The 24,438-nt window shown below is 53.2% G+C and carries 16 protein-coding genes and 2 pseudogenes; 7 read left to right on the top strand and 11 right to left on the bottom strand.

The features are described 5' to 3' along the window. Nucleotides 1–41: 41 nt before the first annotated feature. The gene (locus MK110_11260) at nt 42–1,397 is read right to left on the bottom strand and encodes a hypothetical protein (protein MCH2211872.1); all 1,356 of its coding nucleotides are present in this window, start codon (nt 1,395–1,397) and stop codon (nt 42–44) included. 84 nt (nt 1,398–1,481) lie between these two features. On the opposite strand from MK110_11260, the gene MK110_11255 reads away from it, so the two are divergent. From MK110_11255 to MK110_11235, 5 genes and pseudogenes are all read left to right on the top strand, one after another. Continuing rightward, the gene (locus MK110_11255; GenBank protein MCH2211871.1) at nt 1,482–3,308 is read left to right on the top strand and encodes a redoxin family protein; all 1,827 of its coding nucleotides are present in this window, start codon (nt 1,482–1,484) and stop codon (nt 3,306–3,308) included. Between the two features lie 13 nt (nt 3,309–3,321). After that, nucleotides 3,322–3,462: a hypothetical protein gene (locus tag MK110_11250; GenBank protein MCH2211870.1), complete on the top strand. Its 141-nt coding sequence runs from the start codon at nt 3,322–3,324 to the stop codon at nt 3,460–3,462. 128 nt (nt 3,463–3,590) lie between these two features. Then, on the top strand, nt 3,591–4,202 hold the full coding sequence (locus MK110_11245; GenBank protein ID MCH2211869.1) for a superoxide dismutase: 612 nt from the start codon (nt 3,591–3,593) through the stop codon (nt 4,200–4,202). Between the two features lie 1,409 nt (nt 4,203–5,611). After that, a pseudogene (locus MK110_11240) lies at nt 5,612–5,740 on the top strand (sulfur globule protein CV1). A 1,097-nt stretch (nt 5,741–6,837) separates the two neighbouring features. Further along, nucleotides 6,838–7,902, top strand: coding sequence for a hypothetical protein (locus MK110_11235; GenBank protein MCH2211868.1), 1,065 nt, complete (start codon nt 6,838–6,840; stop codon nt 7,900–7,902). A gap of 7 nt (nt 7,903–7,909) precedes the next feature. On the opposite strand, the gene xseB is transcribed toward MK110_11235, so the two are convergent. From xseB to MK110_11195, 8 genes and pseudogenes are all read right to left on the bottom strand, one after another. Beyond that, the gene (gene xseB / locus MK110_11230; protein ID MCH2211867.1) at nt 7,910–8,233 is read right to left on the bottom strand and encodes an exodeoxyribonuclease VII small subunit; all 324 of its coding nucleotides are present in this window, start codon (nt 8,231–8,233) and stop codon (nt 7,910–7,912) included. Between the two features lie 28 nt (nt 8,234–8,261). Next, nucleotides 8,262–9,005, bottom strand: coding sequence for a hypothetical protein (locus MK110_11225; protein MCH2211866.1), 744 nt, complete (start codon nt 9,003–9,005; stop codon nt 8,262–8,264). A gap of 167 nt (nt 9,006–9,172) precedes the next feature. Next, nucleotides 9,173–10,162 carry an EF-P lysine aminoacylase EpmA gene (gene epmA, locus MK110_11220; GenBank protein ID MCH2211865.1) on the bottom strand — a complete coding sequence of 330 codons (990 nt, stop codon included), beginning with the start codon at nt 10,160–10,162 and terminating at the stop codon, nt 9,173–9,175. Further along, nucleotides 10,162–11,442: a PLP-dependent aminotransferase family protein gene (locus MK110_11215; GenBank protein ID MCH2211864.1), complete on the bottom strand. Its 1,281-nt coding sequence runs from the start codon at nt 11,440–11,442 to the stop codon at nt 10,162–10,164. The genes epmA and MK110_11215 overlap by 1 nt, the downstream gene beginning before the upstream one ends. A gap of 318 nt (nt 11,443–11,760) precedes the next feature. After that, nucleotides 11,761–12,582, bottom strand: coding sequence for a type I methionyl aminopeptidase (gene map / locus MK110_11210; GenBank protein ID MCH2211863.1), 822 nt, complete (start codon nt 12,580–12,582; stop codon nt 11,761–11,763). 646 nt (nt 12,583–13,228) lie between these two features. Continuing rightward, the gene (locus tag MK110_11205) at nt 13,229–15,103 is read right to left on the bottom strand and encodes an acyl-CoA dehydrogenase family protein (protein ID MCH2211862.1); all 1,875 of its coding nucleotides are present in this window, start codon (nt 15,101–15,103) and stop codon (nt 13,229–13,231) included. Nucleotides 15,104–15,396: 293 nt separating this feature from the next. Then, nucleotides 15,397–15,594 carry a hypothetical protein gene (locus MK110_11200; protein ID MCH2211861.1) on the bottom strand — a complete coding sequence of 66 codons (198 nt, stop codon included), beginning with the start codon at nt 15,592–15,594 and terminating at the stop codon, nt 15,397–15,399. 132 nt (nt 15,595–15,726) lie between these two features. Continuing rightward, a pseudogene (locus MK110_11195) lies at nt 15,727–16,243 on the bottom strand (AMP-binding protein). Nucleotides 16,244–16,936: 693 nt separating this feature from the next. Here MK110_11195 and MK110_11190 point away from each other — a divergent pair. Then, entirely contained in the window at nt 16,937–18,322 is a 1,386-nt protein-coding gene (locus MK110_11190) for a hypothetical protein (GenBank protein ID MCH2211860.1), read from the top strand. Between the two features lie 573 nt (nt 18,323–18,895). Further along, nucleotides 18,896–19,456, top strand: a complete 561-nt coding sequence (frr, locus tag MK110_11185; protein MCH2211859.1) for a ribosome recycling factor — start codon at nt 18,896–18,898, stop codon at nt 19,454–19,456. Nucleotides 19,457–19,736: 280 nt separating this feature from the next. On the opposite strand, the gene MK110_11180 is transcribed toward frr, so the two are convergent. Both MK110_11180 and MK110_11175 read right to left on the bottom strand, forming a co-directional pair. Further along, the gene (locus tag MK110_11180) at nt 19,737–23,042 is read right to left on the bottom strand and encodes a UTP--glucose-1-phosphate uridylyltransferase (GenBank protein MCH2211858.1); all 3,306 of its coding nucleotides are present in this window, start codon (nt 23,040–23,042) and stop codon (nt 19,737–19,739) included. A 128-nt stretch (nt 23,043–23,170) separates the two neighbouring features. After that, nucleotides 23,171–24,010: a hypothetical protein gene (locus MK110_11175; protein MCH2211857.1), complete on the bottom strand. Its 840-nt coding sequence runs from the start codon at nt 24,008–24,010 to the stop codon at nt 23,171–23,173. Between the last annotated feature and the right edge of the window lie 428 nt (nt 24,011–24,438).

Here is a 24,438-nt window from a genome sequence, read left to right as displayed (position 1 = left end):
TCCGCAACAAATGTATTTGTTCTGCATCGTCAACCACTGTGCTACTTCTGCATGCCAACGTGCCTTCGGAGAGAGAGAACCAGCTTTGCTGCTTCTTCATGACCGCTTGTAACATACAATTTTGAATCAACTGCTGTTGGCAGACCTCCGATTATTCGGGGGCTCACGTTGATTACGTCTACGACGTCTGCACCATCGAATGTCGGGTGTTTTTCGGTTGTTGTGTGATGTTCCTGTACAGATGAGGCGGATGAATGGAGCCAGACGCCGGCATGTTTTCCGTGAAGTCGCGGGCTTAGCTGCATGGCCAGACGACCCATCGTGAATCGGGCATTGATGTCGTGGCACAACCGAAGCAGCAGTTGTCCGTCCGGTAACCTGACCTGCATACAGTCGATGCCAAGCGGCCCGAAGTAACCGAGTTCTGATGCCCGAAGTCCAATCAAGGCCGCGTGGTCAATGGCCGGAGACCACAACGGGTCGAGGTGATCGGTAATCATGCTGCCAAGATAACTTCCGCGGCGATCTGTGACGAGTTCAGTGGCCCCCAGCAGGTTCACACGAGAGCCTTTCGATACGAGGGATGAGATTTCCAGCTGGATCCCGCATTCCCGCACAACGGGCAACCAGGGTTCCAGGTAGACATAGCCTGCCCGGTCCAGCTGTTTGACCAGCCAGCCCCGCTGCTGTTCGCTGAGTTCGCTCGAGTTTCCGGTGATTCGATTTCGGCCGGAGGCACTCCACGCGGATTTGGCGATCCATCGGTTGATTCCCTGGTGTGACAGCTTTTCAATGGCGTCCTGAAGTACGGAAGTTTCATTGCAGACAATGCCGAATCCACTGTCAAATAATGTGATGCGGGTCTCACCGATTGTTCTGTCAAAACCAGCGAGAAACCGTCGACTGTTGAGCACCTGAACCGATTCCGCGGATGGCACAGGATCCGCCGTCCCGACTGACTTCGCCAACTGTCGTGCAGCCGTGTCCCAGCCCCAGGGCGTCACGCTGACACGGAAGGGGGCGCTGTCGATTTCCTCAGAAATTCGGTCTTTTGTGATGTAACGTATGTTTGTCAGTGGTTCAGGAATGGCTGACGGGATTCCGTCAGCTGCGACGAGAACCATATCTCCGTATTTGCCAATCAGACCAGTCAGCGGCGCGAGTGAATCCATCACTCGCCGGAGTGCGGAAGTTCTTCTGACGTTTTGTCCGGAAAGCGTGTCGTCAAAGAGGAGATTGGGAAGAATCAGACGCAAATGATCACCAACGAGTTCAGTTGAGAGCCGGGTTTTGTGAATCCGAGAGTTGTCGAGTGATAAGGTTTCCTGTTGGTGTGCGGCAGTTGATACCGGGTGAAAACGTGGTTCGGGCAGACAGCAGTGTTGTTTTGTACACACAATACTACGACACTTGAGGACATAAAACCGGTTCATACAACTTCGATTTGCCGGAAACGCACCCGTCTGTTACTGGAGTTGGGAATGAAGATGGTGTTGACACCGTTCGTGGTGCTATTGGTAATGCTGCCGGTGTCCGGATGTCAGAACACTGCTGAACAGCCGACTGTCACTAAAACGGCGGCAGAATCATCAGGGGTTGAGCAGCTGCCTGAGACGAATGGCGACGAACAACGGGCGTTCGAATCCCCTTTGGCAATGCTCTCCGCAGACAACGTCGCAGCTGATGAGTTTGCACCAGGCAGCGATGCACCTGCAATCGAACTGTCAGCCGTTGTTCACGGTCCCGATGTCAAATCGTTTTCCGGCGATCACGTGACTGTTGTGGACTTTTGGGCGACCCGGTGTGTGCCGTGTGTTCGCAATATGTCCCACCTTAGTGCTTTGCAGCAGCAGTACGGGACTCAAGTTCAATTCATCGGTGTAACCGATGAGGATCAGACAACAGTTGAAGCATTTCTTGAGTCCCGCACCGATGGTGGTGAGACATGGAAGCAAGTTCTTTCGTATTCCATCGTCCTGGACCGTGATCGGCAAACGTACAGAAGTTTCATAGAGGCAGCTGATCTCAGTGTGATTCCGCGTGCATTTATTGTTGACAGGAATGGCAAAGTGGCCTGGATTGGTCATCCCGCCTTCATTGATCGCCCGCTTGCCCAAATTGCCGGTGACGAATGGGATCTCAGTGAGGCTCGGACACAGTTCCTTGCCCGAACGCACGAAGAAACGTCAGCGAGTCTGCAAAAACGGGAACTTGACGTGACAACGCTGGGTCCGGGGATGTCGGCTCCGCCGCTTCAGATCGAATCAGTGGTCCACGGGACACCGTTTAACGGTGAATTCGTCGAAGGCATAACATATGTGCTTCATTTCTGGACCACATGGAGCGGGCCGTCGCAGAGGAGTCTGAGCCAGTTAAGTTCAGTTCGTGAGTTGTACGGAGACCATGTTCACCTGGTAGGGATTGCTGCCGAGCCTTCAGAAACGGTCACTTCGTTTGTTGTCGCGCGTGAGCGACAAAAACGCTGGACTGTACAACGTCGAAGATGGTGGCGTCGACGTCAAAGACAGTCGACCGGTGGAAATCCAACGGAGGATTTTGAAGACGTGAAGTATACCGTTGCTCTGGATGATGATCGTTCCACGACAACTCGATACATGGAAGCAGCCGGTCAGAAACGACTGCCATGTGTGTTCATTATCAATCAGACCGGTCACATAGCGTGGATTGGTCGTCCATCGGACAGTCAGGGGCCGCTAAGAAAAATCCTCGCAAAACAATATGACATTGAACAGGCCGCACGCCTGTTTAAGACAGAACGCGATTTACGCAATGCGGTTTTCGAAAATGACATTGAGACCACTCTGGAACTTTTGTCGGACACTGCAAGAAGTCAGACTGACAGTCAAAAGTTCGTAATCATGCAGCTGGAGCTTCTGCTGTCTTTAAACAGGCAGGCCGAGTACAGTCAAATTGCGGCAGAACTTGTTGAAGCGAACCTCGAAAATAACGAACTGCTGAACCGGATTGCCTGGGAACTTGCTGCCGTAATGTCTGGCGACATACGGGATCTTGATGTTGCCATGAAAGCAGCAAAACGGGCCAATGAGGGTACAGGGCATTCCAATGCTGCGTATCTCGACACCCTGGCTCGCGTCTACTACGAACAGGGAGATATAGAACAGGCACTGATTTGGCAGCAGAAGGCTGTTGATATCGGTAGGGGAAGTGTACACATGCCTGGTTTGATCGAAGTTCTCAGGCACTACCAGCATGAGTTGTCGGAATCCGGTGCTGAATCAGGGAATCCGGCCAGAGACCGGTTGAACACCACAGACGACTCAGTTTGACACGAGATGCGAAATGAACCATCCCCCAGGTTTTGCCGGTAATCGACTTGCAGATCGTCAGTCACTGCAGGAGTCCGTAGGTTTTTCGTTCATTGAATGTCTGATCTCGATGATTCCGTTTGAGACCAGTGCTGACATGGTTGTGGTGTCGTGAAGGACATCTAGAATGTGTCACATAAATGTACTCAGCCAGGTGATCCCGCGTTATACGTTGATGTTAATGTGCAGGTCACAGATTTAACCGAACACCCAGATCAGGTTACGATTGCAGGAGTCAAACTGATGCCGTATTCATTGCCGGAACTGCCCTACGCCTACGACGCGCTCGAACCACATTTCGACGCACAAACGATGGAAATCCACCACACAAAACATCACCAGGCTTACATTAGCAAAGCAAATGCGGCTCTGGAGGGTTCTGATCTGGCTGATAAATGTATTGTGGAACAGATGAAAGATCTTTCATCTGTGCCGTCCGCCATTCAGGGGGCGGTTCGGAACAACGGCGGTGGCCATGCCAATCACTCGTTATTCTGGACTGTGCTTTCGCCGAATGGAGGTGGCGATCCTTCCGGAAAACTGGCTGATGCCGTTAATAACGCTTTTGGCAGTGCTGATTCCATGCGTGAGGAATTCAACAATGCTGCTGCGACCAGGTTTGGCAGCGGCTGGGCGTGGCTTAGTGTTGCATCAGACGGCACACTGCTCATTGAGAGTACAGCAAATCAGGATACACCACTGTCGGAAGGACGAACGCCAATTTTGGGGCTGGACGTTTGGGAACATGCCTATTACCTCAATTACCAAAACCGTCGCCCTGACTACATCGCTGCATTCTGGAATGTAGTCAACTGGGAGGAAGTCGCTCGCCGATATGATCAGGCGGTTGCCTGACGAAGTACATCAACTGTCACAGTTGTTCTTAGCAGTTCCGGAGCTCTTCACGGAGGAAGTGCTTTGTGAAGATGGTACTTGTGTGCCGTCACGGTCGGGATTATTTTGTGGGATATCGGTGGACGGTTCGGGAGTCCAAATCTCTCCGTCTGCGTTACTATGGTTTTCGGGACCCTGGCCAGATGCAAAACTCGAATCGCGTTGTCCTGGTGGGGCTGACGATCTGCGTCCTGTGTGGTTGGGACGGAAGCGAAGGCTTTTCCTCCTTTGTTGTGGCTGCCGAGCCTTTCAAAAAAAAAACGGAGTCTGCGAAGGCTGCAGCTGACGTCAGAGAGGAAGGTCCGTCAGCGAAATCTTATGCAGGGAATTCTGTTACGAACGGGCGAAGTCGCTTGTTCCGAGGTTCGTTCCTGGATCCCGGGTTGTTTGCCGCGGTGATTCCTGGACTGGGGGCAGGTAAAACACCGTCTTACCTGCGTTGGCAGGATCAGCACTTCGAGATGGCCGTGCGGATGCGCAGTCCGCTGTTCACCGAAGCCATCAACGCGCGGGCTGAATTGGCGGGACGCGAAGTTGAGTTTGTCCGACTGTTGCGGAAACTTCTGGAGGTGTCGCTGGAGCCGCCAATCGCAGTTCAGGTGTCCGAGAGGGCACCAGTGAATGGAAGCCGCGGAAACTCAAACTACGAAGATTACGATGAGGAAGAGGAGGAGGAAGAGGAAGAGGAGGAGGAGAGTTCTGTTGCTCTCGGTGCTCGTCCTGTCCAACCGGGGCAAAAGTTCCCTTGGGGTAATAATCCGAATGCCATGGCCAAGGACCAAATGCTTGCGCCACCGGTCGAAAAACCGTCCTCTTCTGATCCTAAAATCAAGTTGCCTGTGATCGCAAAACGTGTAATCAGGCCTCGTCTCAATGATCGACAGGTGCTGCGGGTGATCGTTCGGGGACTTTTGGCCGGTGGTTCGGAAGAAGCCGGAAAAGTGCTGCAGGCAGTCGTGAAGGATCAACAAAAAACGCCGTTGGGTCTGAAACAGGCGTCTGTCGTGGTTTTTGAAGAAGTGTTTGGAGGCCCGTCGGTCAATACGGAGATGGCGCAGGGACTAGCCGTTTGTGTCGTCGACAATGCAGACCAGAAGTCTCCATCGATGGATCTTCTCTTGGCGTTGGGCACTCGTGTTACACGGAGTGACCTGAACCTGAAAGACGTTGCGTTTGATGTGAGTCCTCCACCATCACGGCGCACCTCAAGCAGGAACTATGATCGTGATTATGATGATGAGGAAGAGGAAGAGGAAGAAGAGGAGGAGGAAGAGGGTTACAGCTACCGTTCTCGGTCTGGTTCATCGAGGGGTGCTCCGACTGGTTATGGCGCGGGTGCTCCAACCGGTATGGTTCAGGGTGCTCCGACTGGTTATGGCGCGGGTGCTCCAACCGGTATGGTTCAGGGTGCTCCGACTGGTTATGGCGCAGGTGCTCCAACCGGCATGGTTCAGGGTGCTCCGACTGGTTATGGCGCAGGTGCTCCGACCGGTATGGTTCAGGGTGCTCCATTACCGGGACAGGTCACAGGGGTGCAGAGCGGTGCTGCTTCATCGGGTGCAGCCGGTTTATCATCACGGACACGCAGGGGAATGCACCTTCCACCCGGTGCGATCGAACGTGTGATACCGGTGTTTCGGGACAGGACTCTGATTGCGGCCGTTCAACAGCAGCTGAAATCTGTCACAGATCTGTCAACCGGCCAGTCTGTGTTGTTGCTCGCCAGCGTGTTACCTAATCGCGCGTTGCGACATTCAACATTTCAGCTTTTTACGGAGTACCACGACAAAGGCGCATACGCCCTGCAAAATTCAGGGTTCTATGGAATGCGAACGCGTGACCCTGGACATTTGCTTGTCCTGAAGTCGTTGCCGCGCCTGCGAAAACCAACGCCAGGAAAAAGGAAGACACAGTCGCCTGATCCGGCCCATGTATCCTGGGTCGAAGCGACATGGGACGTGGTTCGTGGTTTGCGTGAACAGTTGAGCGAATCTTCATCCGATCGCGAAATTGCCAGAGATGCTGCGTCGGAACCGAGACTCTACCGGGATGCAAGGCCTCAGTTAGCGACTGAGTTGGTGATCAGAGATGAAGTTGGAGAGAGTCAGGATACTGATGTTGGAACACGGGTCTACTATACGCTTTCCACGGTCACACCCAGGGATGAACGTGAGAAGAAGGCAATCAGTGACCACTATCGCAGAGCCGCACGGGCCATCCCTCGTAAAATACCGGGCCAAGATATTTGGTGGTTTGACGGAGTCCGTACTAACTCGGACGGACTTCGAACCTCGCTTGATGTGATCATTAGCAGTTCCGGTACTTTCAGACGTCAGGTAAATAGCGGAAACAGGAGTTACCCTGTCAGTAGTACTCCCGACCGTCCTGGACAGACGTTTACCGTCGAGACCATCGCCGTCGTGGCCGCTGATCCCCGGAACCCCGCCAATGTGGTGGGAGAGGTGGCGCAGTCCAATTGAGCCAGCGGCAGATCGGGAGACGTTCAACAAAACGTCCAAAGGAACGGGGCGGTGGACTGACGTTTTTATGAAATCAGCCGTGTTTTTGTTCATTATCCCCGGTTACACTTTTACGGATGTATCCCACACAGAGCATTTTGAGCCTTTCACTGTCACTCGGTGAACCGCGCGGTGTCCGGGTTCGTCTAAGTCTGCTGATGTTCGTCGTGATCGCTGCGATGATATGGCGTCTGGGCAGTGTGACGCTGGGACTTCTAGCCGGCGCCGTTCTTCTGTCGAGTGTCGTGATCCACCAGTTGGCACAGATCTTCGTTGCTCAGGTGAACGGTATCAAGATTACAGATGTGGTGTTGTGGCCGCTTGGCACTCTGACAGGTCAGGCCAGCGGTGCAGCCCCTGCCGTCCGGGCACGGGTCCAGATGATCGGTCCGCTGGTTAATCTTGTGATTGCCCTGATCTGCCTGTTGCTGCTCCGACATATCGGAGCTCAAGCAGAAGTGTTTGGCTATTTCTCAGGTACGAATCTGCGGCTGGTACCGGAAACGGATTCTCTGTCTGTGACCGTCGTACAAATGATCTATTCTGCCAGCCTGCTTTTGCTGTGTGTGAATCTCCTGCCGATCGTCCCCTTTGATGCCGGACGCGTTTTGCAGTCGTTCCTTTCGGCGCGGTACGATTCCGTTGATGTCAACGCTGTTCTGCTGAGGCTGGGACTTGTGTTCAGCCTGTTTGGTTTGATGGGGGGATTCATTTTCGATCAGAGTGCCATCGTTGCTTTGGCCAGCTTTGTCATCATCATTCATCTGCAAGAGATTGGTCTGAACTCGGCCCCGGCTGGCTATTTTCGGTCTGGATCCGAAGAAGATGATCATGATGGATACTCAGAGATGGAGACAGAAATCGAATATTTCGAATCATTTCGAAGTCACAGCCAAGATACCGATACAGACGAATTGATTGCTCGATCCAGCATGCTGGATCGAAAGGAATCTGAGCGGCAGCGACAGCAGGCAGCAGATCGCGAAGATGAAGAAAAACAGGTGGACGCGATTCTGGAACGTATTCATCGTGATGGTGAGAAGTCGCTTAACCCGACGGAATTGCAACTGCTCCGCACGGTGAGTCAGCGTTACCGGAAACAAACGCGGCCGCGCGAGCACAACACCGAAACCGGACGCTGATCGGATTCTAAAACAGATTTCCGGAGCCTGCAGTGTCGGTGGATTCTGACGGCTTTTGATCAGCTGTGGCGGCTGCGTCGAATGGTTCGACGTTCACCCCGTCCTCATCCATACGGCGGACGATTTCAATGCGACGGACCGCATTTTCCAGCTGACAGTCGCAGTCTTTGAGTAATCGCATCCCACGTTCAAATCTGTCCAGTGCGTTACTCAGCGGTTGCTGTCCTGATTCCAGTTCATTAACAATCCCGTTCAGTTCGTCCAGGGCGGTTTCCAGAGAAACCGGGTGTTTATCCGCAGAATTGTCGGCCTTCTTTTTTCGCGACGGCATTTAATCAGTATTCAGCTTGAGGGTGTGCTTACGAGTGATCGTGGTCGTGACGAACACGTACCTGCAGTGCTCCCAGCATGCGCGTAATCCGTTCTTCTTTCTGACTGATGAACATTACGTTTTCAAGCACGATGGCCCGCCGCTCCTGACTGGGATGCAGAATTAATCGACCGGACCGCAGCAGCAGATACTCAAAGACGTCATTGATTTCCTTGTCGATTCGCAGATTGGGTGATGAAAAACGTTCCAGGTCGCTGAGTATCCCGTGATGATGCAGTAGCTCGTTACCACGGACTTCCCAATAGTCAAACCGACGACTCACCATTACACACAGGAACAGGAATATGATGCTGAGCGTAAAGATGACATAAAATGCGGCATTAGCCCCGGGAGTGATCCGTGCAAGTTGTTTGCTGACCCAGGGAGCGATTTCGGCGTTGAGATGGAACATGGTCCACAGTCCCACGCACATCGCGAGTATTGCAAAAAACCACGTCAGCGAGGTGGTTCTGGGGAAGTCGAAACTAATGACCACAAGGTTGACTGAAAGAGTGATCAGGAAAATTCGAGCAGGCAGGGTCGCGTATTCGGCAGCAGGATCGTTGCCTTTTGCCCACATGTAAATCACGCCGAAAATCGCTGCAAACACTGTCGGGTAAAGGAAGACGATTTTGGGATAACTGACCAGGAACACCGGTTCAGGATTCGTGCCGGTGGCGACACGCATGTGTTCGGGACGGGTTTCGCCGCCGGATGTGTGCTCATCAGCCATGAATGATGTTCCAGTTCTGAGGCTCTGCCGTTTGAATCTTTCGATCCGTCCATCGGCAAATGAGATCTTTTTCCGTACGCAGGGTAACGATCACGGAAGTGACACGCCAGAGAGCAAACGACCGGTCAGGCGTGACGGATCATTGAAATTCAGGAATGAATGACCGGTCATGCCCGTTCTATCGGAAATGGCAGGCATTCATCCAGTGAGTTGCATCCGGACAGGACCATCAGCAGTCGGTCAAACCCGAGTGCAACGCCCGAACAGTGTGGCAGACCGGATAACATGGCGGACATCAGGCCTGGGGCACCGGACAGCGGCGTCAGATTGAGCTGCCTGCGCCGGGCCATTGCACGGATGTTCCTCCAATGTAATTCTTCGGGATTGGTGAGCTCCTGGTATCCGTTACAGATTTCGGTTCCCGAGACATAAAGTTCGAACCGGCGGGCCACGCGAGGATCATCCTCGGAGGTTTCGGCAAGTGCCGCCTGCGAAACTGGATAATCGATCAGGAATTCCGGACCGCGTCGTCCCAATCGGGGTTCAATTTTAGCTGCAAGCAGGAGATTCAGCAGGTCATCCCGATCGTCCGGCATCGCAGAACCGGGCTGAATATCGGCCACATATTTCTGCAGTTGACCGGTCGGGGCCGTCAACGCATCAATGTTCAGAATCGTTGCAAATGCCTGTTGGTAGGTGGTGACTTCAAATTGATTGGGGCTGAGTTGAGTAGGGAACTGCTCCGAAATGCAGTCGGCTGCTCTGCGGATCAGCTGTTCTGTAATCGCGATCTGATCCCGCCAAGAGGTCTCCAGTCCGTACCATTCAACCATTGTGAATTCCGGATTGTGCAGGACTCCCCGTTCTGCCGCACGGAACGATTTTGTGATTTGAAAGATGCTGCCACTCCCGGCCGCCAGCAGACGTTTCATTGCCGCTTCCGGAGAGGTCTGCAGATACATTCTTTCTCCGGCGACCGACAGTTCGAACGGATCCAGATTTGCATCAATAATGACGTCATGTGAAAGCAGAGGTGTCTCGACTTCCATGTACGCATGATCGCTGAAGAAATCACGAATGCACTGCTGCAGACAGGCACGAAGCTGAATCATTTCGATTGAGCAGCCTGGTTTCCAGTTTGTGGCACCGAGTGACATCACGAATGATCCGTCACATGGCGAACGGCACAGGCCAGACGCCGCAGACCGTCTCGAATAGCTGCCGGAGACTCCACACCAAAACTCAGTCGCATCTGGTTGCGAGGGCGGCCTTCCCACGATGTCGGATAGCACAGTTCGCCGGGAACATAGATTACCTTAGCTGTTTGGGTGGCGTATTCGAATAATCGGCTGTCGAAGCCGGTGCGAATTTTCGGCGAAAGTGTCATCCAGAGGTAGAGTCCCCCGGAAGGACGGAACCAGTCGACATCAGGAATATCAGAAAAAAATTCTGCGGCTGCGGACAGCATGGCATTACGTTTAAGCTCATAACCGGCAATGACCTGCTTCAGATGAGCAGCGTAGGAACCGGATTGCAGAACATCGGCGATGAGATGCTGATTGAATCGTGACGATCCGAAATCTTCATTTCCCTTGAGGTCACAGACCGGTTTGATCAGGGTTTCCGGCAGCACACTGAAGCCGACTCGAAGTCCCGGGGAAAAGGATTTGGAAAACGTCTGAGTCAGGATCACTGTTTCCGCACTGTCATCGAATGACCAGAGACTTGGCAGTACGGGGCCCTCATAGCGTAACTCGCGGTACGCTGCGTCTTCCAGAAGGAACAGTGGCTGTTGGGGCGATGACCACTTCTGCACCATTTGTACCAGTTGTTGACGTCGGTCACCGGAAATACTGATTCCCGACGGGTTGTCGTAATAACTCACTGCATAGACCAGCTTGACACGATGGCGTCGTCCCTGATCCGTGAGATTGCGGAGAATGGATTCGAGTCCGTCCGGCTTCATTCCTTTGTGATCTGTCGGAACAGGAATAACTTCGGCTCCTGTACCTTCCAGGACGCTGAGATAGACAAAATACGTTGGAGCTGCGACGAGACAGATGTCACCGGGTTCGAACAGCGCCTGAGTCAGTAGACACAGCAACTGCTGTGATCCTGTGGTCAGCACAATGCGGTCCAGTGGCAGACTGTTGATGTCTGGATTGTTTTCGAGTTCCGACAGGTGACTGCGAAAGATGGCACGCAGAGACTCGACACCCGGTGTGGTGCCGTATTGCAGTTTCGATCTGCCGTCCGCATCCTGTGTTAAAATTCGCTGTGTCGAATCAATCACGAGTTGTGTCGGCAGGGTCGACTCATCGACGAAACCGGCCGCCAGGGAGATACAGTCCGAGTGCTGAAAGAGGGCCTGCATCAGGTAGCTGATTGCCTGGCCTGACGCTCGTTTTGCGACGGTGCTCAGTCCTGGATTGTTCATCAGGGGTACGCGCCTGGCAGGTGTCCGGTAAACAAACGGAGGTGGGGATTACGCCGAGTGTCGGCGTAGCGGATCGAGCCGGCATCAGCGGTGGTGCAGTGTGTTTTAAGATCTGGGCTTTTCATTCCGCGTAAGCCACGATCGACTGCCATAACAGGAGTCATGTACAAACAATACAGCGGTGCTGTGCCTCGTGCACCACGGTCAAACTAAAAACTGAACTGAATCAATAAACAGGCCTGTCGCATTTCGACAAGCCTGAATGCAAAAACTTTGATGTGAATGAAAGAGGAAACATGTTTTTATTTATTCTCGGGTCTAACGGACACTCGGTTTGCCTGTGATGTCGCCCTCCTGAGGGCCACCCTGTGTCAGTGTCAGAATTTCCGGTCCGTCTTCAGTCATCAGGATTGTGTGTTCAAACTGAGCCGACAGCGAACCATCCATGGTTCGTACCGTCCAGTTGTCGGATTTATCCACACGTGTCTTCCATCGACCCGTATTCAGCATGGGTTCGATGGTGAAGCATGTTCCCGGATTAAGAAGATTCCGACTGGATGCCAGGTCAAAGAAGTGCGGAATTCCAGGATCCTGATGGAACTCTCGACCGATTCCGTGTCCCTGGTATTCACGTACAACCGAGTATCCGGCCTTCTGTGCGAACGTCTGAATAGTTCGCCCGATATCGGACACCCGGCATCCAGGAGTACAGGCACGAATTCCTCTAAACAAAGCCTCAAACGTCGTTTGTACAAGGCGACTGGCCTTTTCAGATACAGGCCCGATCATGAACATTTCTGACTGATCGCCGTACCAGCCGTCAACGATCGTTGTGAGATCGACGTTGACGATGTCGCCCTCCTTCAGTGGAATGTCATTCGGGATCCCGTGGCACACGACTTCGTTGATACTTGTGCAAATCGTATTGGGATAACCATGATAGCCGAGACAGGCCGGCGTATGACCATGGTCCCGCGTGTAGTGATAGGCCATTTTATCGAGCTGGAGCGTCGTTGTTCCCGGCACGACGTGCGGTCGAAGAGAATCCATCAGTTCTGCATTGAATCGGCCTGCAGCGCGCAGTCCATCACGTTCGTGGTCCTGCAGGTACAGAGGAATGCGTTTCCTGAGTCGAGTCAACGGCTGCTCCGGTGCTTACTTTATTTCTGAAAATCCTTCGGTTGCTGCTGGATTATTGCGCCCCGCTCACCCTTGTCAATCGGCCGGCTTTAAAGAGCGTCCTGGAGGCGGTCCCGTTCATTCCCCGCCACGAACAGCATCGTTAAAACCACGGCCATGATTAGCGGTTCTGGAGAGGGGTGAACCAGCAAACTAATTGGAACCGCTGAGGTTGCCTGGGTCTCCGGTTCCGATGACACGCTTAAGAAAGTAACTTGTCTTCTGCGCTGCTTCAAATCCCAGTCACACCCTGATATTCATAATTGTGTCGGCTGTACCGAAACTCCTCGGGGCATCGACCTCCCCGGCGAGCACCGCATTTGAGTTTGGTTTCTCGGACAGTAGCCTGGACTCCTTTTGGAGATGACGAGCTGTGCGATGCGTCTTTGTGATGAAACGGAGCCGGAAATGTCCGACGCTGCACCACACATGCGTTACCTGAATCTCACGGCCGCCGTGTAAGAGTTGCTGGTCAATTGTGTTCCGGAAATACACTCTTCAGATTGTGATTGAAGTGTCCGGAAGACGCACATAATCAGCGTCATCATGCCCTGATTGAGTAGGCGTCGCAAAAAATGAAGTCTATGACCGGAAACCTGTTTCGGTTTCAGGCTCGGTGTGTGTCCTCTTCCAGGGTTTCGGGCATGGACTCCATGAATCGGTATGAGCCGTCCAGAACTTTGCGACTAACGGCTACTTTTGTCGCGTCATCATTGTTCCAGAGTTCCTTAAACCGGCGTTTAACGACGCGCCGACTGCTGCGGCAGAACGCGTCAGCCAGTTCAGCCGCCTGTTTAGCTTCTGCAGCCCCTCGTTGCTCCAGGGTGATTGCTCGCGAAATTGTCGCGGACATGGCGAACAACTCATTGACGACATCGACCAGACGGAACAGGAACATCTGGCGACGTTCCAGCTTTTCCCGGAACAGGGCCATCCCGTGGAAGCTTTCCCTGGCCAGTTTTGCCGCCGATCGGTGGATGAACCGCAGATGTCCGCTCCAGCGTCCGTATGCTCCGTACCATGGTGTGAACACGCCTTTCAACCATCGAGTGGTATACCAGCCGGAGTAAAAAGCACCGATTGAAGGCAGGGCCTTCAATCGGTCGGCCGCGGTTGATTTTGGATCGATCATGGCTCCGGCCACCGACAGATGCTTGTCGACTGCTTCTCTTGCCATCAGCAGATGCATGATCTCGGAGGATCCTTCGAAGATCAGATTGATGCGGGAATCCCTCATCATGCGTTCCACGGGAATCGGCTCTTCGCCCCGATCACGAAGACTGGTTGCGGTTTCGTAACCGCGTCCACCACGAATCTGCATCGTATCGTCGATTATCTTCCAGGCTTGTACGGTATTCCATTCCTTGCAGGCAGCGCTTTCAAGGCGAAGGTCCAGCTTCTTGTCGTTTGCCAGGTAGCTTGTCAGCTTGACGATTGATTCCATCGCGAATGTCGTTGCAGCAATTTCACTGATTTTGTGTGCAATGCTTTCGTGCTTACCGATGGGAACACCCCACTGAACACGGGTGCTTGCCCACTCACGAACGATTTTTAGAGCGCTTTTGGACAGTCCAACACAGGTGTTTGGAATAGACAGGCGACCGTCATTGAGTGTCGTCAGGGCGATCTTAAGTCCGCGTCCCTCTTCCCCGATGATGTTTCCGGCGGGAACTCTGACGTCTTCAAATGTGATGACCGCGTTCCCCAGTGCTTTGAGTCCCATAAACCGGCATCTGTGCTGAACCGACACACCGTCCCAGTCCGTTTCCACAACGAATGCAGAAATTCGGCCGGACTCTTCATGCTTTGCCATGACGACCAGCAGCTTTGCAAGCGTACCGTTTGTACACCAGAGTTTAACTCCGTTGAGAATGAACTCATTACCGTCCTCGTTCATGCGGACACTGGTCGTCAGTCTGGCAGGATCAGATCCCACATCCGGTTCGGTCAAAGCGAATGCAGATATGTCTCCGGCCGCACAACGTGGCAGGTATTTTTGTTTGAGCTCATTGGATCCAAATAGTTTAAGAGGCTGCGGTACTCCGATAGACTGATGTGCCGAAAGCAGAGCTGTCAGGTTTCCGTCGTAACAGCCCAGCAGTTCCATAATCTGTGCGTACTCAAGCTGATCGAAACCCAGTCCACCGTACTCTTTTGGGATTTTCATGCCGAAGGCGCCGAGCTTTGCCAGTTCGGCCAGATGTTCCGTGTTGTATTCACCGCTGGCGTCCGTCTGAACAGGATCCCACGAGTCCCGCAGAAAGGAGCTGAATTTCTCGAAGTACTCTTCGAATTCAGGACGCCATTCAGTCCGTTCAGGATACGGGGCAATCAGGTTAAACCGGAAATTGCCCAGAAACAGTTCCTTCATGAAACTTGGATGAACCCATTCAGTCTCCCGTGATGCTTCTGCAAGAGCCCGGGACTGCTGTTCTGTGACTTCCGGAGCTGTCGACGTGCTTTCTTCAACAACGGTGCTCATCAGGCTCATCTCCGGCTTGTAAGTCAGTGAGGCATTTTATTTCAGTGTAACAGACACACCTGGATGCATCGGTGTGCGTCACGGTCCACAACTATAGAGCATAGAAGTAATAACATGAACATCAGGTGAGGGTCGGAGATCCGTGAGCAATGTAACGGTTGTTGAGCAGCATTTATGCTGTGACCATACCGGTGTATCAATTGTAGCAATCCTGCTTGTAATGATGTTTTTATTTGTTGTGAGTGACCCTGTTTTCAGATTTCGGTGCTGGCTGTGTACTCTACTTTCCGCAGTTAACGCCGCAGGAGTTTGCCAAGGGATTTTGGGGGCAGGCCGTTCGGAAAATGTTCGATGACACGAGGCCTCTTCTGAGCGGACAGGTTTTCTCTGCACCATGCGTGGATCTCCTCCGGTTTCCACTGTTTGTTTGATTCCATGAGGAAGCAGGCATTGAGGATTTCACCGCGTTCCTGATCGGGAATTCCTACCACGGCAACCTCCTTTACACCGGGGTACGTGAGCAGGGCTTCTTCGACTTCCTGTGGATACACGTTGATGCCGGATGTGATAATCAGGTCTTTTTTGCGTTGGACAATCCTGTAGAAACCGTTTGGGAGCTGTTGTGCCAGATCACCTGTATACAGCCATCCGTCGCGAACAGCATGTGCGGTGGCACTGTCGTTGTTCCAGTACCCCAACATGACCTGTGGCCCTTTGATCAGCAGTTCACCGGTCTCCCCTGGCAAAACGTGCGTTTCTTCGTCATCAGTGCACACGATCGGGCATTGGCAGTCCGATGGTTCCGTTTTCGGATGGGATGTTCAGCGGGCCCGCGTGTGTGACAGGAGAAGCTTCTGAAAGTCCGTAACCTTCCACGACCATACCACCGGTATGCGATGCGAATTCTTCAGCGACTTCAACCGGCAGACCTGCACCACCGCTCATGACCCATTTGACGGAAATGAGATCCGCCGAATGTTTTCGGAGGTGATTGTTCATGGCAATCAACATCGTCGGGACGGCATGGAAAATGGTTGGACGTTGTTTCTCGATTCTTCGAATCACCTGACGAACATTGAATCTGTGATCGATGTACAGTGACGCGACACAGGCCGCACCACTGAGGACCGTGGCCGACATTCCGTAACTGTGGTAAAAAGGAAGAACGGCCAGCATTGTTTCCCGGCCGATCACGCCTCCGGATTTTTGTAGTGGCACGCCAAACGCCCGGGAATCAAAGTTGCTGCGCGGTTCAGGAGTCCCCATGCAGGTATTTCCGGGTACTCAATTGATTGCGGTACTTCAAAATCGGGCTGCATGGATTCTGTGGCACCATCGGGCACGTGCGAATAGGCGGTCGACTCAATTTACCCCACTTCCACAGTTGCCCTGGCAATTGTGCAACAGGGGACAGTTGAAACGCCTGTCTGCATTCTGTCGCTGTTCGTCGAAGGACAAACAGTTGGTAATCAACAGATTGCCGGGTGAAAGCCGGTCGCATCTTTTACTGTTCCGTCAGAGGTCAGTCCTTGACAGGTCCTGAAGTGCCTTAATTATGAAAAAAAACGGTGTTTTCGTGACTTGAAGGGACCGTTAATCATTCCTGGCCAACTCGCCAAAATCCTCCGTCAGTCTTAATTCCGGGACCGTTCAATTCAATCGTCTGACAACAAAGACCCCTTGTTGTTCCGTGGGATTGCAACCGACCGGACGGGAAACTCCGGATGGTCCGGTCCGTACAGGGATTGTCGGTTGGAGGAATGATCTTGTCGAAATCAGCGTCCCAGGGCTAAAACTCAGGTGCCTGAAGGTTCTGTGGGCAGGAACAATCTTATGAAATGCTGGCAATGCAGCACGGATGCTCCGGCTGAGACCGACCCCAAGAGTGGACGGTTGCGCTGTGCCAGGTGCCACGCTTTGGTTGGCTCCGGGACAACGGAATCGACCGCTGTACGCCAGGCACGCGACATTCTGCAGAAGTGGTCAACGACCGATCTGTTGGATCAGATTTCCAGTTTTCCACCGGTGCCACCTCTCCCGGAACCGACACGTTCTGCAGAAACCGTAGAAGACTCAGCGGTCGCAGATTCGGCGTCCGGGGACTTGGAGCAGATCGGGCAGTCGCAGTTGCACCCACCGGGGGTGTCTGCGGTTGCAACGACCGGGACCACGGAATCTGTTCCTGATGACGGAACTAATTCGGAGACTGCCGACGAACCTGCGCACATCATCCGTATGGAACCTGCCAATCGACAGTCGGAATCGGCTGCATCTGTGCCGGAACAGGAGCTGAAAACTTCCGGCGATGATCCCGAAACGCAGAACATTCCTCGACTTTCAATGCTGCGTACTGACCAATCAGTTGAATCGGCAAACTCTCAGGAGCAGGGTTCCTTTGCAGAATCAGAAAAGGCTGATTTTACCGGTTCTGCTGAGTCTCAGGATCGTAAACAGTCGATTAAACAGAGAAGGCGGCGGCAGATCAGACCCACACTGAATCGTCGGTATGCGTCTTCAGCGTTACCGACCGTTCAGCTGCAGTCGGAAACTCCACAGCAAGGAAGTGACCTCGTGCAGAAACACCTTCGTGTTGACCGTCCAGGCAAAGCGAAGCCGGACAGTGACATACGCATACCCACAGAAGAGACTTCCGTTCACGATCAGCGGATACAGGGTGCACCGGTGACTCGTCGAGTTCGTATTGATTCTGCCGAGGAATTATCTGATTTGACACATGTCGGCGGTCGTATACGGGCTGAGGGCCGCAATCGACAGCGTTACGTTGATGAATCACACGGGCCTGAAGAACTCCGTGGACCACACTTCGATATCTCACCTCCGCAACGGTCAAGTCTTACGTCACTAACAGGACAGTTTCTGGCATATGTCGGAGTCCTGGGACTGACGGTTGGCACTGCGATTGTTATCTACGGCCATTTTGGGGGCTATTCGGAATACACACCTACAGGCTGGTTGGTCACGACTGTGGCCCAGATGATGCTGTTCCTCGGTATTATCAACCTGGTTTCCGGCGGCATTGAGCAGAACAACAACGATGTGTCTCGCCGCATCAACGTGCTGGGTGATCAGTTGATGCGTATTGAGCAGGTGACCGAGTCAGCCATGCGCGGACCGAAAATTCCGGTCGATCGTTACTCCGAGGAAATATCGTCGGAGCAAATGTCTCAGAATGAAACGGTGCAAGTGGACGACAGGTGACAAACGGTTCTTCGGGACTCTGGAAACGTGACCTGTGTTTGTCCCGCGGTGACAAACCGGTGAAGCCTGGCTTCGACTGATGAAATCTGACTTGTCCGCCTTTGAGGTTTCAGCTCAGGATTCAGCAGGGGCTGTTGAGCATGTCGTGCACTGGAATGAGTCATTCCCGGGGTACTGCGGTTGCGCAGCAAACAGACCGGCAGATATATCGGGTGTGTGGATTTGTTCGGGCACGCTCCGGGGACTCATTTAGCTTTGGGGATGTTATCCAGGCCGGCCGGAGCAGACTTCGTCAAAACATCCTGCTGTTCAATTTCAGACAGTGCAGTAGCGAGCTTCTGCTGTGAAAACCATGTAACAACCCGGCTGTTAATCTATGTGGTGTCTGTACCGGGGATGTTGTGATCAGGAACACTGCGCAAATATGGATTGGGGCCGTTACGCACGACGTGTTTGGAGCTGGCGTTCGCTGAGTCGGAAACTGCTTCGAATTGAATCTCAGGCTCTGTCGGATACGATAGTTATCGGGTACAGCAGGTGTCTGGAATACTTTGGGTAAAGAGGAAGATATCAATGGACCAGGATGAGATATTACTGGATGCAGAAGACCGGATGGAGAAGGCGGTGGACCATCTGGCTGCCGCGCTCACTGGTATTCGCACAGGACGTGCCAACCCTGGGCTGGTGGATTCTGTTAAAGTCGACTACTACGGATCTTCCACACCGTTGAAGCAGATAGCAAATATTAGTGTTCCTGAACCTCAGCAGATCATGATTCGGCCTTTTGATACGTCCTCGCTCGACAGCATCGCAAAGGCGATTCAGGGAAGTGATCTGGGGCTGGCTCCAAATAACGACGGGCGTGTCATCCGTTTGAATATTCCCCCGTTGTCCGGGGATCGCCGGAAGCAGCTGGCAGGTCGTATTAAAGAACTGGCCGAAGAGGCGCGCATTTCGATTCGCAATATCCGACGCGATTCAAACAAGCAGGCTGACCAGGCACAAAAGGACAAGTCCATGACCGAAGATGAGCGTGATCAAACGAAAGAAAAAGTCCAGGATTTGACCAAAAAGCATGAGGGTCTGGTGAACACCCGGGCGGAGGCAAAGGAAAAAGAAATTCTGGACGAGTAATATTTGTCCGTTGTTGTCGGGCATATGCAATCTGCCGGTTCCGGGATTGCTGCTTTGTTGATTCGTTCAAACACCGAAGGCGTGTGAGAGGTTATCCGGCGGTTGCATAAAGGCAGTCATGTGTTTCTGTGTCCGTAGTCGAGCGGTCAATGGACACTTCCATCCTGCCGCAATGTCCTCAAACGGGATTTTTCATATTTCCTTTTGCGGAACAAAGCCGGAAAATGCTGCGGCGGTGCGGCATAGGGAGGACGTCATGCAGGGTATGTGCGCATCGGAATCACTCCCATACGGCGAGTGATTCGACATGGGCTGCCGTGCCGTCTCGCAGCCAGCCGTCGAGTTGAGCAGGATCCTTCAGCTGTTGTCCGCGCATTGTCGGTACAACCAGAAACTGACAGTTCACGTCATTCAACGCGGTCATGTCGCCCCAGAGTTTTTCGAACTGAGAGACGAGGAAGACATCTTCCTGACCGCGTCCCCAGCGTTTTTTGACTTCTTTAAGGGTGATGTAGGTAGGGATCCGATCTGCTACCTCAGCAACGGCATGACTGATTCGATCGGGACTGTTCAGATCTTTCCGTGAGAGACCAAAAATATTCAGCAAACGATCGATCGTGATCCAGGTCGTCAGTGAGTTGTAGTACGACAGACTGAATTCATCCTGTTCACGCGGCATAGCAAGACCTTCCACCAGTCGAACCTTTCCGTCGACCCGCGCCAGACCGCCACCTCGATCTTCCAGTCTGCGACTGATAACTTCAAACGACAAATCACAGTCCGCACTGATGTGCTGACCCAAACAGCCTGGATCAAGATTTGCGCCCAGTGTGTCGACGTTGTGCAGCATGAGATACTGCAGTTCCGGCTGCCGTATCAGCATTCTGTGCAGTGTTCCGTTCAGCAGGAGGTTTGGAATTTCGTACCAGTGTCCCACCGGATGCAGACGCTGCAGCGGGAGATTATCGGTGTAATCCGATGCTTCGCCTGAGATGCGGGCCCAGCTGATAAGTGCCGAACGAATACTTGAACGCATTTTCTCCTGTCGTTCATCCAGAACCTGCTGCGGCATTTCTTCCCAGGCAAACTGCAGATCCCGAACGGTAGGAATCATGCGGTGTCCTACGGACACACCTTTTGAGACAAACACCTGACTGTCCGTAGCGTTGTTTTGAACCCAGCGGCGGATCGACATGTCGGTGAGATATCCGGTAGTAATTACGTGCAGTGGCGTTGCAGAGTAGTCACCGGCGGTTTGGCGTGATTTTGCTAGATGAATGTCGAGAAAAGATCGAAATCGACCGCCAAGTCGACAGAACGGGTTCAGGGCTTTGACCACTCCGGCTCCCTGGGTCCAGCGACTTCCCACGCCTGCGGCGAGGGTAATGACACCGGCCTGTCCCTGACGAAGTGCCTGACGCCCCGCAGCAATGACGGATTCGGACTGAGTTTTTCGAACATCAACAACGTCTTCATCCCGGACATCTTCGATAGTCACAGCTGTTGATAGTCGATTTTGTGCGAGACCCAGCCTGCCTGACCTGATGTCGTCCCGGATTTTTTCATGAGTCACCCGGTCAAATCCATTCTTTTGCAAAAGTTGTTCAATGGACACCGTGGTGCCGGATTCTGTTGCGGAACCAGGCAGGATTCGGTTGATCAGACGCATCGGCAGACCGGCGTGATTTTGTCCCTGGCGGCAACGGTCTCCGGCGCGTTCCAGCAATCGTCGGGTCATTGGGGTAAGAGAGTTGATGTCCTGTCTCAGCAGTTCCGGAATCATCAGTGCGGAGTAACCGTCCGGCATCTCATCACACGAGCACAGCTCAGCCGATGTGCCGCGGTCGTTGATCGAAAAATCATACACGACCGGGTCCATTGCAAACGGCACGGATTCCTGCATGGATGTTTTCACCTCCATCATTGTTTGATGCAGCCATGTGCAGGCCTGATCACGGACAGCAGGGTCAAAAATGAATCCCATGCCCCCCCCTGCCATTCCGCCCAGCATCCAGAATCCATGGAACTGTTTGCCATACTCCGTTTGACACCGTGCGATGATTTCCTCGGTGTAGGCGTTTGAACACCACGGAATAATCTTTTGGAGCGGATCGTGAAAATTTCGATGAGTCGCATGTCCGACAGCGGGGATATCTCCCGTTCGCAGCGCCGAATCAATCTGATTCAGCAGTTCGACGGCCTGGTGTCGTGCCTGCCATTCCGTTCTGCTCCTCAGCAGATACTTTTCGGTTACCATTTCGAGGATCGGTCCGACGTTTTGGGCCATTCCGCCGTGCACAAGTACCAGACTTTTTTGGAGCTTATTTCTGGCGGCTTTACTGACTTCCGATTCATCGTAGACCGAGTGTTGAGGCATCAGACGACCTCTGCTGATGCCGAATTCCGGATCACCCTGTCGGGCAACGGCTCCTTCAATCAGTTTGATGCCTGGCCAGACGCCCCCGGAATCCTGCCAGCCGCCGCCGGAACCGCCCAGCCATTCGCCAAGTATGGCGCGAGCGGCCACGATGCGCCGATCTGATTCGGTCAAAGCGCCTGTCAACCTGGAAACCTGACCAGTGGCCCGCATACAGATTGAGATCAGCGAACCCAGTAAATTTGTACTGACAGCCAGACGCGATCCCTTGGGGATGTCATTGACGCGGCTGACGATTTCCAGCCCCCTGCCGGGACCGGTGATTCGGGTGAAAACGTCAGAGACCCGGGCTCCACCACTTTCCATACCAGGAGGGATCAGGCCAGATGCGATCACGGCAGCTTTCAGCAGTCCGAGGTGATCCCGTGCGAAGTCGAAGATCTCATTGACATCGTGGATGTCTGCCTTTGAGTTAAGATCAATGCTGACCAGTCTCAGCAGCGGTTCGTCGATGACGCGAAGACAGCAGTCGATGGGAGGTTCGGGAGTTGCGTGGCGTCCCTGTACGGCCAGATCGACACTGGCATTGATGACTCGTGCTCCTTCGGGAAAATCCATGCCCAGAAAAAAAATATCGCTCCAGCCTCCATGGGTAAAATCCATGCGAACGGCGGTTCGTTCCTGCAGGACCGGGAACATGCCGGTTGAAGCGTTGATTTGGAGTAACTCCGGACGGATTCTCAACGGGACATCGTCCGGGTGTCCGCAGCGAAACATCCACTGATTTCCCCGGAAAGTCCTTACGCTTCTTCTCACCTGGTCTGCAAGAGTCTGGAACGCCAGACGGCGGTATGCTTCTGCCAGAGCACTGGCCAGCGTCGTCGTCAGCCCTTCTTTCGACTGCCACGCCGTCAAGGTGTCAATTGCTTCCGGATAACGCCGGTTGAGCATCTGCTCGTAACCACGGAAGGGGATATGTCCTGTTTCGCGGTCTGTTAATTTCGGTGGAACATGAAACCGATAGATCGCATACAAAAAAAACAGAGCCCGTACCCGCTGATAAAGATTGTGGCAGCGGCGACGAAACTGATCGAGCTCTTCGCAGCCGCTTAGAAGTTCGTGCTCCCCAAGATGCTCACAAATCACGTCCAGTGAGCGGTTCCGGACATCCGGATCGGAAGACGTAATGACCTTCAGGAATTCAGACATAGTGTATTTCTGTCAGACTCTTACCGGACTGCTGAAAGTGAGAGGGACACCACGGACACCGGGTTGAGCTGAAGTAGTGAATCCTGATCGAACCAGTGTAACCGTACTGAATGGTTAGGAATCACCGTTCACCTGCGGGCCATCAGTCTGACCAGTTCAGTCAGTATCAGATCCCGATCGACCCCTCCCAGTGAAATGGCCAGCTGTGCCAGCATCAGACCGTACTTATAGCCGGTATTGAAACGGGATCCTTCCACTTCAAACGCAAGGTAACGCTCCGTCTGAGCCAGTTGATCAAGTGATTGTGAAAGGTCAACAGGTTCTTCGGCGGGGGCATCTCTGAGATTTGATTCGAGGATTCGAAACAGCGTCGGTGTGAGAACATGCATTCCGAACAGACACAAATAATAACCGGAACGCTGACCGGCAACGATGAGTTCCTGTTCCGCAATCGTCGGTGTCGGCTTTTCGACGACCGTGGTGACCTCGTAAAGGTGACTCTGCTGAGCAACCGGCCGGCCACCAACGGTGCCAAAATGAATGATTTCATTTTCTCGGGTGGCCTGAATCGCGGAAATCGAACATTCATGAACGGCTGCGACCTCACACAACTGAGCCGCACAGCTTTTCTGAGTGCTGCTGACATACAGATGATCAGATACCAGGTGCAAAATTGCTTCGTTGCCGACGAAATCGGCCGTTCTCAGGATCGCATCGCCATAACCGCGAGGACTGTCCTGCTCAAAGAATACGAGGCGGGCGGCGTGAGAGCCTGCTGCTGAGAGATATCGATCGGACTGTCCCGGACGGACGACGATGGCGATCTGCTCAATGCCGGCTTCAACCACTTCGTCGAGAGTTCGATGCAGAACAGTGCCAGGCTGGCCTTCACGGTCGACGACACTCTGCAGCGGCAAATTCGAATGATATTCTCCGGCTGCCGTAATTACTGCTTTTCGAATTTTCATCTGGTTTGGCCTGGGACACGTTGTTTAGTGCTGTGTGTTCAAAGCAGATCGTCGCTGACCTGATCATCGACTGCCTCGCGAATGTACTCGATGTCGCAATTCATGGAATGATCAGCGAAGTGGTGGATTTTGAACTTCTACAGCCATTCCGAAAAATTCATGGCGCGGTCGTGAAACCGTCGGACTCCGGTCCAGGGACAGTTTCCGACCGGAATGCCGATCACCCATCCATGCAGGCGGAACGCAGTTCACGATGTCGTTGTTATTTACCCGGCATGTAGGGTTGGGTGCAACAAAATTCACGAAACGGTGGTTACCCACCCGGGGACTTCCATACGTGTAAAGAGTCCTGGGCAATGAATCAATTTCCGAGAGATAGCATCGACCGGCACAGATTGTTGCCATGGAACCGTCCTGTTAATGGCCGG

The sequence above is a fragment of the Fuerstiella sp. genome (genome assembly GCA_022447225.1).
GTDB lineage: Bacteria > Planctomycetota > Planctomycetia > Planctomycetales > Planctomycetaceae > S139-18.
This window is presented reverse-complemented; position numbering and strand designations above follow the sequence as displayed.